The sequence below is a fragment of the uncultured Mailhella sp. genome (genome assembly GCF_905187505.1).
Taxonomy (GTDB): Bacteria; Desulfobacterota; Desulfovibrionia; order Desulfovibrionales; family Desulfovibrionaceae; genus Mailhella.
Genome location: NZ_CAJJIC010000003.1, coordinates 1 through 12444, shown reverse-complemented (window position 1 = coordinate 12444; position 12444 = coordinate 1). Strand labels below are relative to the sequence as shown.

Genomic DNA, 12444 nt, shown 5'->3' with positions numbered 1-12444 from the left:
TATGAAGCCCCGCACCGGCAACATTCCGGCTCAATCTGTGGAGGACCTATGTCTGAAAATCGCTTTCTCTCCGAAATGTTCAACATACAGCCCCCGAACTGGGGCCTTCGCGGCGACCCGTATCTGTGGGAAGACATGAAAAAGGCCTTTGCCGACACGCCCTTCCCCTACAGCTCGCACGAGCTCGTCATGGACATTCACCGCATCTTCCGGGAAAAGACCGGCGAAGAACTGAGCAACACCGCCCGTCCCTTCGTGGAGGCCTACGCCCACGGCGGCGCCTCCTCGGGCAAGGTGTCCGGCAAGTTCTGGCTCATGACGGCCATCCCGCTTCTGCTCGCCCTGCGGGACGTGGCGGAAAACAACATGGAAGAATTCGACAAGATTCTGGCCGAAGGCACGGCCCGCTTCGCCCTGCGCAGCCATCCCTGCACTCCTCAGTGATGCCTGCTGCCGTCCCGAGGCGGAGCATCCGGCGAAAGGGGCGATGCGCGAGGTCATGACGAGCGTTCTCCCCTTTCCATGTCCGCAGGCTGAAAAAACGAAAAAGGCGTCCCCCTCCTCGGAAGGGAACGCCTTTTTCGTGCGATGATGACGGTATCAGTGAACGTGCTCGCCACGTCTGACGCGATAGATGATGGCGCAGATCATGACAATGAAATAGATGAAGATGCAGCCCACGCCCACGAATCCCTGAGGGGTGGAGTGCATGGCGCTGGTGATGAGTTCTCCCATACGTGTGCTCCTCGAAAAGTCTGGACGGCCTTCCGGCCGATATGCCGGAATCAGCTTTTACCTTCTCCCAAGCCCGGTAAAAAGTCAAGGAGCTCCGCCGGAACGACTTGATGCCGCGTCCGTTTTCTTTGCGGCGAAAACGGCAGGACGATGCGGCAGAAGCAAGGAATTTACGCACCTCTACCGGGAGCCGGCGTCAGAGAGACGGAACGCACGGCCCGTTCGCAGAGCGTCGGGCTCCGCGCCTGTACGAACGAGAGCCGGAAGCCTTCCGCCCTTCCCGGAGGCTTTTGCCTTTCCTCCTCCGCCCTGCTATGATGCCCCATCACGTTTCAGGAGAACACCCATGGAATACGACAGGAACGACACGCTGGAAATGGATCTGCACGGCCTTTCTCCCGACGGCAGAACCGTGGGACGCAGCCCTGAGGGCATGACCGTCTTCGTCCGGGGCGGACTTCCCGGAGAGCGCGTTCTTGTCCGCCTCAGCCACGTAAAGAAACGCATGGCCGAAGCCGAGCTTGTCCGCGTGGTGAAGCCGTCTTCCGAGGAGCGTCCCGCTCCGTGCGTTCATGCCGAAAAATGCGGCGGCTGCCCCTGGCAGCGTCTGCCCGGAGACCGGCAGCTTGCGTGGAAAACGCGCATCGTGCAGGACGCCCTGCGCCGTCTCGGACGACTGGAGCTGCCGGAAGGCGTGCTTCGTCCGACCATCGGCGTCGGAGACGAGGCGGAATGGGGCTACAGGAACAAAATGGAATTCGCCTTCGCTCAGGATGAAAACGGCGGAACGCGGCTCGGACTGCGGGCCCGCTCGTCCCGCGCCGTCACGGAAGTGACGCAGTGCCTGCTTCAAACGTCCCGCACCATGGCGGTGCTGGAAGCGGTGCGCGGACTGTGCGGACGCTTCGGCCTGCGAGCCGCCCCCTCCGGCAGAAAGGCCGGAGAACGCACGCCGAAAAAGAAAAATTTCAGCAGCTCCGTACGCCCCAGCGACATTCTGCGATTCGTCGTCATCCGCGAGCCCCGCGCCGGGGGATGCCTTGTGGAACTCATCACCCTGCCCTCGCCTCAGGAGACCGCGAACGTCAGAAAGCTCGGCGCAGCGCTCATGGATGCCGGACTCGGCGTGACGGGATTCGTGCACAGCATCCGCGCGGACGAGGCCGACATAGCCTACGGCGAAGAAACCGCGTTCACGCTGGGCGAAGCGCGTCTTTCTGAAACCCTGCATCTTCAGGGCCGCGACGTGACCTTCACCCTCGACCACAATTCCTTCTTCCAGGTGAACAGCCGCGCCGCCGAACTGCTCTACAACACGGCCGCCGACCTTGCCTCGTCCCTGTTTTCCGGCGAAGGCGGCTTCCGGGGCGGGGAATGCTGGGACATCTACTGCGGTGCGGGCGGCCTTGCGCTGACCATGAGCCCGCATTTTGCGCGCGTGTTCGGCATGGAAAGCGTGGCCCAGGCCGTGGAGCTGGCATCCGTCAACGCCCAAAGACTCCGGGAAGAGACGACGTTCCGTTTTGCATGCGGCGATGCCGCAAGGCTGGAGAGCATTTTCCGGGAAAGAGGCGTGCCCGACCTCATCGTCACCGATCCGCCGCGCGCGGGCATGGATGAGAAAACCGTGCAGGCGCTGCTCAAGCACCGCCCTCCGCGCCTCGTGCTCGTTTCCTGCAATCCTGCCACCCTTGCCCGCGACCTTGCCTTGCTTTCCCAGGCCTATGACATACGTGCCGTGCAGCCCGTGGACCTTTTTCCGCAGACGCCGCACGTGGAAACCGTGGCCGCGCTGTCGCTCTCCGCGCACGAAGCTCGAACGGACCGCAGGGCTTAGGAAAGGCTTTCCACTCCCGCATGAGCGACGCTATCACGCGTCGCTTTTTGCCTGACGCTCCCTTCTTTCCCGCTGGAAGCGTACGACAAGAAAGCTCGCCAGCACCCGCACCTGCGTGTCGTCCTCAATGGCGTAACGGGGATTGTCCACCCCCACGAAGCCGACCACGCGTCCCTCTTCCATGAGCGGCACGGCGATCAGACGCTGAATCTCCTGACTCTCAAGCATCTCCCATTCAAGGGGAGAATGCCTTCTGAGCGGCTCCGTGTTGTAGATGATGACGGACTTGTCGTGCAGGAAAAGTTCCATCCACCGGGATACCGCCTCCGGCGGCACCTGCTGCAGATTCTCCTTCTGGGGCGTGATGCCGGAAGCGCACCACTCGAAGGTATTGTCCCAGAACTCGGGCTTCCGGGGAGAAGGTTCAAACAGATAGGCCCGATCCGCCCTGTAGAACTCACCCACGGATGCAAGCACCAGATCCACGGCGCGGCTCCAGTTCTTCTGTCTGTGCAGCACGTCCACATAGCCGGTGATGCGCCTTGCAAAATCCAGACGCGCCTGAGCCTTTCGACTGACGTACTCCCGCCTTGTGATGTCCATGCCGACCTGAAGGCGCAGGGTCCTGTCGCCCACCTCCAGCAGCTTGTCCTTCAGAAGAAAATGCCTGTCGCAGTAACTGTTCCAGTCCTCCCATATATGAAAGGAGTCGTGACGCAGCTCGGCATTGGGACAGAAAACGCAGGGCGTGTTCCGTCCCCGCAGTGCCTCATAGCATTTCCGTCCCCGGTAGTCCCTGACGCCGAAGATCCTTTTCCCCGCCGCATTGAGATAGTATATCTCATGCGTCAGAACATCACACAGGGAAATGATGTCCTCGGTCTTCTCCAGTATGATGTGCTCAAGGGCGTACCTGTCCTTTGAAGGCAGATCCCGCCGGGTGGAGAGCGCCTCCCGGTTTCTGTCGTCCAGACAAAGACCGGACTCCAGGTACTTCTTTTTCATCACGAACTGCTCAGGGGACACGGGTCTGGCAAAAAAGTACCCCTGATAGAGCGCCGGATGAAGCGGCTCCAGAACGGCAAGTTCCTCGGAGGTCTCCACGCCTTCGCAGCATACGCGGATGCTGCCGCCGGCGGCCAGTTCGATGATGTTGGACAAAAGGCGCAGATTGTAAGCGCTGTGCTGAATGTCCCTGACGAAGCAGCGGTCGATCTTTATCTCGTCGATGGACAGTTCCTTCAGCCAGCTCAGACTGGAATAGCCGGTTCCGAAATCATCCACGGCAATCTCTATGCCCTCTTCCTTCCAGGCGCTGAACACGGCGTTCAGATACGGATAGTTCTGAAGCTCCCTGCCCTCCGTGACCTCGACGGCGAGAGCGCTGCCGGGAAGCCCGCTCGCCCGTAGCAGGTTCAGAACGTCGTCCTGAATCTCGGACTGCCCCAGCTGCCGGTAGGACATGTTGATGCTGACGCGAAAGTCGGGAACCGTCCGCCTCCAGATGCGACACTGCTCCAGCGCCTGTCGGATGCCCCACTCGCCTACCGGCACGATCAGCCCGCTCCGCTCCAGCACCGGAATGCACTCGTCCGGGGAAATGACGCCCCTTCGGGACGAACGGAACCGAAGCAGCGCCTCCGCTCCCGCAAGCTCAAAAGTTTCGGAACGAATCTGCGCCTGATAAAGAAGAAAAAATCCCGAAAAATCGTTTCTTACGGCATTCTCCATTTCCTCGAGCAGTTCCAGGGCGGCAATCTTTCGCTCATAGTCCTCGGGCATGAAGAAGCAAAGCCGGTTCTTTCCCGACTTTTTTGCGGCCTCCAGAGAGCTCTCGGCGTACTGCAGGAGCATTTCGCTCTCCGGAATCTGATACTTCTGCAGCGGAACGCAGCCGCCGGAAATGGTGCACTCACCTTCAAGACTTCTCTGCACCGTCCGAAAATATGCCTTCACCTGCGCGTCGTCCGTCTCCGGCAGAAGTATGCAGAAACAGTTGCCGTTGATACGGCATGCCCGCTGCTCTCCCGTGCAGGCATCATTCATGGCGTCCCTGAGCACTTCAAGAACGCCGTTGCCGCACTCCCGGCCGTATTTCAGATTTATCCGGCTCAGGTTATCCACATTCACCATCAGAAGATGACCGCTCCGTCCCTGATGATGAGCCTTTTCCAGCTCCATCAGCCACGCCGTCTGACAGCTGTCCCTGACGGGCTGCTCCAGATGCTCCTGCGCCGATATCGTTCCCAGAAAGAAACTCGCCTCGCCGCAGTCATCGAAATAGCATTTCCCCTTGCTGCTGAGCCATATCAGCTGTCCGAAACGGTTCCGCATGCGATAGTTGAAATGGTAATGCTGTCGCTCCCTGCTGAAGGAGCCGGATACGTAGCGCTTCAGCCTGACGCAGTCCGCGGGATATATCGCCCGATACCAGTCGTCCAGCGAACAGCCCGAAACGGGAATCATCGTCGTTATTTTCCGAATATTCTCAGAAAAGCAAAACTTTTTTTCCACAAAGGAATAGTACTGATAACATTCCCCTGTACTGTCTCCAAAATGGTTCAGCATCTGCTGACGAAGTTCACTGTTGTTCCAAAGACTATCCATCGACTCTTCTCTTTACCATATCCATGCAGATGTACGCCATCTCATAAAAATATTCCGCCCCGTTCCCGGCGGCAAATCATTTTTTCTCTGCGAAAAACATGTATTATCCTATATCATACCGAGCCGACATACAAGACGAGGCTCTTTTCTCTCCTTGTCGACCTTTTCCTTATGAAGGAGACTTGCGGCTCTACATGTCTCAGAAGAGCCGCAAAGGTCATTTCAGCTTTCTGCGTCCGTCTGACGCAGCCGTATGAGCGGCACTTTTCCCGCCCTCTTTCTGTCAAAGAAAAACAGAAGCAGACATGCCGACGGAAGGCGCGACCGAAAAAGTCGAACAAGCGGGAGTCCGCGCATCGGAAGGCTCCGGCACGACGACCTTCCGCCTTCTTTGAAGGCAGAAAAACTTAAGATACACTCGTTGAGACGTCCCTTTCTCTTGGGAAGCGACATTCCGCCGCGCATGCCCGCCGCTGCGCAGGACGCGTTCTCTGCTGCGGCTCCAGAGCCCGGAGCCGCGCCTTCGGCGGAAAATACGCCCCGTTCCAGGGGCCGGAGGTAACCGCATGAAACAATGCATGGATTCCGAAAACCTGCACCGACGCCTGAAAAAAATCATCGGTCAGGTGCAGGCCATCGACCGCATGATCGACGAGGACGTTCCCTGCGAAGACGTGCTTGCCCTGATAAACGCCGCCAAGTCCGCCCTGCACAAGGCCGGTCAGGTGGTGCTTGAAGGCCACATACGTCACTGCGTTCGCGACGGCATAGAGCACGGCGACGCCGACCAGACCATAGCCAGCTTCACCAAGGCCGTGGAGCGCTTCGCCAACATGAACTGATCCCCGCCGCGCATCAGCGCCCCCCTTTCTTCTCCGGTTTCCGCCGCGCGTCAGTGCACCGCCGCTCCCCGCCTTGACAAACCTATACCCCTATAGGTATTTTCATCGGGAACAACTCTCTCACGGGGGACGCTCATGGCAAAGACGGATTTCATGCTGCTCTGGCACGATTTCAAAACGGAACTTCTCTGTCTCATCATTTCCGGCATCGCTCTGCTCCTCAGCATGATCATGCCCGGCGTCTTTCCCGTCGATCCCGCCTGGGCCGCCATCGTGCTCTGCGGAGCCCCCATCGTGAAGGAAGCCCTCGTCGGTCTCGCAACCCGCTTCGACATCAGGGCGGACGTTCTGGTGGCCACGGCGCTCGTCGCTTCCGTCATCATCGGCGAAGACTTTGCCGCCGGGGAAGTGGCCTTCATCATGCAGCTCGGCGCGCTTCTTGAAGAAGCCACCACCGCGCGTGCCAGAGCAGGCATTGAAAAACTCGTCCGGCTCAGCCCTCAGACCGCCCGCATTGTCAAGGACGGCAAGGAGGTCATGACGCCTGCCGAAAGCGTGCGTGAAGGCGACAGACTGCGCGTGCTTCCCGGCGAGACCGTTCCCGCGGACGGCGTCGTCGTCGCAGGCATGAGTTCCGTGGATCAGGCGCTGCTCACCGGAGAAGCCCTGCCCGTGGACAAGGCCGAAGGAGACGAGGTGTACAGCGGAACCGTGAACTGCTACGGAACCTTCGACATGCAGGCCACCAAAAGCGGAAAGGACGGGTCCATTCAGCGCATGATCCGGCTCGTGCAGTCCGCAGACGCCGGCAAGGCCAAAGTAGTCCGTCTGGCCGACCGCTGGGCCACGTGGATCGTGGCGGGAGCGTTTTCCGCGGCGCTTGCCACCTGGCTTGTCACGGGAGAAGTCATACGCGCCGTCACCATTCTCGTGGTCTTCTGCCCCTGCTCGCTGGTGCTGGCCACGCCTACGGCCATTGTGGCGGCCATAGGCAATCTTACCCGGCACGGCATGCTCGTACGCGAAGGCGACGCTCTGGAACGCCTTGCCGAAGTGAACATATGCGCCTTCGACAAGACGGGCACGCTCACCATGGGCACACCTTCCGTTCGCGCCGTTCAAAGCCTGCGCCGCGAAATGACGCCCGCCGTTCTGTACCGCATGGCCGCGGCGGCGGAACAGCGCTCGGAACATCCGCTCGGACGCGCCGTGACGAAGGGATTTCTCTCGGAGCATGACGCGCCTCTTCCCGAAACCGAAGCCTTCCGCATGATCCCGGGACGCGGCGTATGCGCCAGGGTGGAAGGTCGCGACGTGCTGGCAGGCAACGCCGCCTTTCTCACGGAACAGGGAGCCGGGCCTTCCGACCAGGCGCTGAAGGCTGCCGAAAGCTTCGTGTCCGAGGGCTGCACCGTCGTATGGCTGGCCGTGGACGGCGCCGCTGCGGGCTTCATCGCTCTTTCCGACACGATACGCCCCGAGGCCGAAGCCACGATTCAGGCTCTGAAGAGCGCGCGCATCACTCCCGTGCTGCTCACCGGAGACCATGAAAACGCGGCGCGGCACATTGCCCGAGCGCTGGGCATACGCGAATGGCAGGCCGAATGTCTGCCCGAAGACAAACTGAGCTTCATGGAAAAGCATGACCGCGTCTGCATGACCGGAGACGGCATCAACGACGCCCCGGCTCTGAAAAGGGCCCATGTGGGCATGGCCATGGGCGGCATGGGCAGCGACATCGCCGTGGATGCCGCCGACATCGTGCTCGTGCGCGACGGCATAGGCGAAGTGCCGCACGCCGTCCGTCTTTCCCGGCGCATGATGCAGGCCATACGCTTCAACCTCACCTTTTCCATGACGCTGAACTTTGCGGCCATCATTCTGGCGGCCCTGGGCCTGCTTACCCCCGTGACGGGCGCACTTGTCCACAACGCCGGCTCCGTGGCCGTCATTCTCCACTCGGCCCTGCTTCTGAAATGGAAGTTCCGGGGCTGAAAGATCCCGTATTCTCTCCCGAAAAAAGGCCCTTCGCGGGCCTCTTGCTATTTTTTCAGGAACCCGTAAAGAAGACTTATAGACCATCACCTTTCATTCAGGGGTTCCCATGCTCTTCAGCTGGAAAGACGACTCAAAAACCATTCTTGTCGTATGCCTGGCATCACTGCTCATGGCGCTCAACATCAACACCTTCGTGCAGACCGGCGGACTCTATCCCGGCGGCGCGACCGGCCTCACCATCCTCATTCAGCGGCTTGCGGAACGATTTCTGAACGTTCATCTCTCCTTCGCCGTGGTCAACTTCCTGCTGAACATGATCCCCATATACATAGGGTTCCGCTACATCGGCAAGAAGTTCACGCTGTACTCCTGTCTGATGATCATGCTCACCGGCATTCTGACCGATCTCATCCCCTCCTACATCATTACCTACGACACCCTGCTCATCAGCATCTTCGGCGGCATCATCAACGGCTTTTCCATCAGTCTGTGCCTGCGCATGGACACCACGAGCGGCGGCACGGACTTCATCGCCATCTACCTCTCCCAGAGAAAGGGCATCGACGCCTGGAACGTCGTGCTCTACTTCAACGTCGTGCTTCTGGTCGTGGCCGGCTTCTCCTTCGGCTGGGACAAGGCCCTTTATTCCATCATCTTCCAGTATACCACCACGCAGGTCGTGCACACGCTCTACAAGCGCTATCAGAAAAAAACGCTCTTCATCGTCACGGACAACCCGCAGAAGGTATGCGAAGTCATCTATGCCACCTCCCGGCACGGAGCGACCATACTCAGAGGCGAAGGCTCCTTCCATCTCAAGGAACGCAGCCTCGTCTATTCCGTCGTTTCCAGCGACGAGAGCAAAAAGGTCGTCCACGCCGTGCGCGAGGTTGATCCCCACTCCTTCATCAACACCGTAAAGACACAGGAACTCAAAGGACTTTTCTATCAGCGTCCCACGCTGTAGAGCGACGGCCGCAGCATTCGTGCTGCGGCTTTTTTTTTCAGAAACGCTTCCTGCGAGAGGCTTCCCGGCCTCTGCCCTTCCGCCTCGGGAAAAGACAGACCGTCTTCGGTCATTTTCTGCTCCGTCCTTCCGGGCAGATGGGACGCGTCCCCCTTTCCCCTCTCCCTCCGTCCTTTCCGAAGGAACTTTTCCTTGCGGACGCGGCAGGCCGCAGGGAAGCTCTCATCTCATGACCTTCCGAAAAAGAAAGTACTCGTCCATGCCGGGCATGGGCAGTCCGTTCCGGCACAGGGGAACCACAAGAGAAGAGTCCCGATGGCGTGCGTTGAAGAACTCAACGATGTGAAAGCCGCACTTGTTCACGTAAAAATGGATGTTCCGCTTTTCAAAGTACGGCGTCACCGTCTCCCATGTCCTTGTCTGCGGATACATGGTCTCCAAAGCCCGCCATGCCGCAAGTCCCAGTCCTCTGCCGTGACAGGACGGAGACAGGAAAAACAGATCAAGCACGTTATGCCCGCCTGCCGCATCAATGCGCACCACCGCGCCGCCCACGCGCTCCGTCCCCTGAACCACGTGCCATACTTCCGCACCGGGGGCGTCGAACGACGCCTGCACGTCCTCGTCCGTCGGAACAGGACCGTAATCGTTTCTTCCGAAGGACTCCTCAACGGCAGGAGCAAACGCCTCCTGCACCGCCAGCATCACGTCCCGCAGCTCCTCAGGGCGAGCTCTCACCAGACGAATCATCCCTTCCGCCATCACCTTCCTCCCCATGTTCCCGAGACTGCATGAGGGGGCCGGCAAAGTCAAACCTTCCTGGAAAACGCCGAAAATCAGGAAACGCTCCCCGAACGGAGCCACCCTCATTTCTGGCGGCCGTGCTCCGGGCAGAACGATCCTTTCCCATGTACGACATCCCGGACACATGCCGGAGCCTCTCCCGCTTCTTCCGCGGAAAGGATGCGTTCTGTGTCTGAAGGCACAGTCATTCCGCCGTCTTTCCCCTATGTTCCTTTCTGCCGGAAGACCTTCCGGCACGGGAGAAAACATGACGAACGTACTGAAAAAAATGCGCGGAGGCGGAGCAACGCCGCCCCGAACCTGCATGCGGGAGATTCTTCTCTCCTGGCTGGGAAGCTGCATTTCCATCGCCCTCATTGCCCTTCTCGAACGACACGTGACCAGAAGCACCGGATTTCCTCTGCTCATCGGATCCTTCGGGGCCTCTGCCGTACTGGCCTTCGGGGCCATACAAAGTCCGCTGGCGCAACCGCGCAATCTGGTGGGAGGACACTTCGTTTCTGCGCTTACGGGCGTCACCATGGGCATGCTCTTTCCCGAGTCCACATGGCTTGCCGCCTGCCTTGCCGTGTCCACGGCCATTGCCGTCATGCTTATGACCGGAACGCTCCATCCGCCCGGAGGCGCCACGGCCCTCATCGCCGTCACCGGAGGAGAAGGCATCAGGCAGCTCGGCTACTGGTACGCCCTTGTGCCCTGTCTGACCGGAGCCTGTATCATGCTTTTCGTCGCACTCATCGTCAACAATGTTCCCCATTCGCGCCGCTATCCTCTCTACTGGTGGTGACGCCCGTCATTTTTTCTGAAAAGGGACGCTCCTTTGGTGGCGTCCCTTTCAATTTTGTTCTCCCGAGCCGCCAGTGAAACAACTTTGTACCTTCTCTTCCTGCGGCCCCGACACCCGTCACCGGAACGCCCCTTGCCAAAACTTCTTGTGCGGGCAATATGAAAACGTACCGGCAACGCCTTTCAGGTCTTGCGGCAACGCCTGCAATTTCAAGTTGTTATAACAAGCGGCACGCCATTTGCATGAAAAGAGACGTCTTTTCGCGGGCGACGGAAAAAAGGATTTCTCATGAACAAGGAATTGTTGTGTTCTTCCGGTGTGTTTGAGAGAAGCATACCGGAACTTGAAACCATGATGCGCAACGGCACGCTCACGTCCGAAGAGCTGGTACGGTATTACCTGAGACGCATCAAGGTATACGACGGCTGCCTCAAAACCATGATAACCGTCAATCCGGCAGCGCTTGAGGAAGCGCGGCACAAGGATGCGGAACGGGCCGCAGGCGGCCCCGTCGGAGCGCTGCACGGCATTCCCCTCGTGCTCAAGGACAACTTCGACACCAAGGACATGAAAACCACGAGCGGCGCTCTGGCCTTCAGGAATCTGCAACCGAAGCGGGACGCTTTTGCCGTGCGCCGGCTCCGGGAGGCGGGAGCCGTCATTCTGGGCAAGACCAATCTCACGGAGCTGGCCAATCACGGCATGACCATCAGTTCTCTGGGAGGACAGACGCTCAATCCCTACGATCTCACGCGCACGCCGGGAGGCTCCTCCGGCGGCACGGGAGCGGCCGTGGCGGCAAACTTCGCCACAGCCGGCACCGGATCGGACACGGTCAACTCCATCCGTTCGCCCTCCAGCGCCAACAGTCTGGTGGGCATACGTCCCACAAGAGGGCTCGTGAGCCGCACCGGCATCTCTCCCTGTTCCGATCTTCAGGACCAGGGCGGCCCCATAGCCCGCAGCGTGACCGATGCGGCATTGCTGCTCGGCGTCATGGCAGGATACGACCCCGACGACGCCAGCACGGCCGTCATGAAAAACCGAACGGTGCCCGACTACACGAAGGCGCTCAGAACCGACGCTCTGCGGGGCAGAAGACTGGCTCTTCTGACCACCAATCTCGGCAGCGATCCGGACGTTCTTCGGGTCATGGATGCCGCCGTCCGCGACTTCGAGGCGCTGGGAGCCACCGTGACGCGCGTGGACATTCCCGAACTCCGGGTTTCCGATCTCATAAGAAACAACGACGTTCAGCGCTGGGAACAGAGCATCGTTCTGAACAGATACCTCAGTGAGCTCGGCGACGCGGCGCCCGTGCGCAACATCAGGGAATATGTGGCCACGGGGCTGATCACCCCCTCCGTAGCCCTGGACCTGGAGCAGAAGGCTGCGGAAATCAATCCCGCCGACAATCCGGAATACAGAGCCCGCCTTGACAGAAACTCCCGGCTGCATGAGCTCGTCGTTTCCTTCATGACGGAACACGACATGGACGCCTTTGTGTATCCCCTTCAATCCATGCTCGTGGTGCACACAAACGACGCCCGCGGACAGGCCGGACGCAACGGCCTCATGGCATCCGTCACGGGACTTCCCGCCATCACGCTGCCCGGAGGCTTTTCCGTCGCCGGTCCCGCCGCGCCTCTCGGCGTACCCGTAGGCGTGGAACTCATGGGAGCGCCGTTCAGCGAAGAGACGCTCATCGGCATGGGCTATGCCTATGAGCAGGCCACCCGTCACCGCAGACCTCCGGCAGCCTTCCCCGATCTGGATTTCTCTTCCGTCTCCGTGGACTGACGCTCCCGAAGCCTAGTGCAGGCAAGCCGCTTTTTCAAAACGAAGGGAGCCGGCCCTTCCGGGCCGG

Annotated in this window: 10 protein-coding genes; 7 read left to right on the top strand and 3 right to left on the bottom strand. The window is 59.9% G+C overall.

Annotated features, from left to right (window positions below; all coding sequences use genetic code 11):
* Nucleotides 1-48 precede the first annotated feature (48 nt).
* The gene (locus QZZ60_RS00880; RefSeq protein ID WP_295636490.1) at nt 49-444 is read left to right on the top strand and encodes a hypothetical protein; all 396 of its coding nucleotides are present in this window, start codon (nt 49-51) and stop codon (nt 442-444) included.
* 156 nt (nt 445-600) lie between these two features.
* Here the strand turns inward: QZZ60_RS00880 and QZZ60_RS00875 are convergent, their stop codons facing one another.
* Complete coding sequence (locus tag QZZ60_RS00875) at nt 601-735, bottom strand: hypothetical protein (protein WP_294445492.1); 135 nt, start codon at nt 733-735, stop codon at nt 601-603.
* Nucleotides 736-1081: 346 nt separating this feature from the next.
* Between QZZ60_RS00875 and rlmD the strand changes: the two genes are divergently transcribed.
* A complete protein-coding gene (gene rlmD / locus QZZ60_RS00870; protein ID WP_295636485.1) occupies nt 1082-2572 on the top strand; it encodes a 23S rRNA (uracil(1939)-C(5))-methyltransferase RlmD in 1491 nt (496 codons plus the stop codon).
* A 33-nt stretch (nt 2573-2605) separates the two neighbouring features.
* Here the strand turns inward: rlmD and QZZ60_RS00865 are convergent, their stop codons facing one another.
* Nucleotides 2606-5038, bottom strand: coding sequence for an EAL domain-containing protein (locus tag QZZ60_RS00865; RefSeq protein ID WP_295636482.1), 2433 nt, complete (start codon nt 5036-5038; stop codon nt 2606-2608).
* A 707-nt stretch (nt 5039-5745) separates the two neighbouring features.
* Between QZZ60_RS00865 and QZZ60_RS00860 the strand changes: the two genes are divergently transcribed.
* From QZZ60_RS00860 to QZZ60_RS00850, 3 genes are all read left to right on the top strand, one after another.
* Nucleotides 5746-6021, top strand: a complete 276-nt coding sequence (locus QZZ60_RS00860; protein WP_295636479.1) for a metal-sensing transcriptional repressor — start codon at nt 5746-5748, stop codon at nt 6019-6021.
* Nucleotides 6022-6156: 135 nt separating this feature from the next.
* A complete protein-coding gene (locus QZZ60_RS00855; protein WP_295636476.1) occupies nt 6157-8016 on the top strand; it encodes a cation-translocating P-type ATPase in 1860 nt (619 codons plus the stop codon).
* Nucleotides 8017-8125: 109 nt separating this feature from the next.
* Entirely contained in the window at nt 8126-8986 is an 861-nt protein-coding gene (locus QZZ60_RS00850; RefSeq protein ID WP_295636473.1) for a YitT family protein, read from the top strand.
* Between the two features lie 222 nt (nt 8987-9208).
* On the opposite strand, the gene QZZ60_RS00845 is transcribed toward QZZ60_RS00850, so the two are convergent.
* The gene (locus QZZ60_RS00845) at nt 9209-9748 is read right to left on the bottom strand and encodes a GNAT family N-acetyltransferase (RefSeq protein WP_295636470.1); all 540 of its coding nucleotides are present in this window, start codon (nt 9746-9748) and stop codon (nt 9209-9211) included.
* A 289-nt stretch (nt 9749-10037) separates the two neighbouring features.
* On the opposite strand from QZZ60_RS00845, the gene QZZ60_RS00840 reads away from it, so the two are divergent.
* Together QZZ60_RS00840 and QZZ60_RS00835 are read left to right on the top strand one after the other, a co-directional pair.
* Nucleotides 10038-10577 carry an HPP family protein gene (locus QZZ60_RS00840; RefSeq protein ID WP_295636467.1) on the top strand — a complete coding sequence of 180 codons (540 nt, stop codon included), beginning with the start codon at nt 10038-10040 and terminating at the stop codon, nt 10575-10577.
* A 288-nt stretch (nt 10578-10865) separates the two neighbouring features.
* Nucleotides 10866-12377 carry an amidase family protein gene (locus tag QZZ60_RS00835; protein WP_295636464.1) on the top strand — a complete coding sequence of 504 codons (1512 nt, stop codon included), beginning with the start codon at nt 10866-10868 and terminating at the stop codon, nt 12375-12377.
* Nucleotides 12378-12444: the final 67 nt, after the last annotated feature.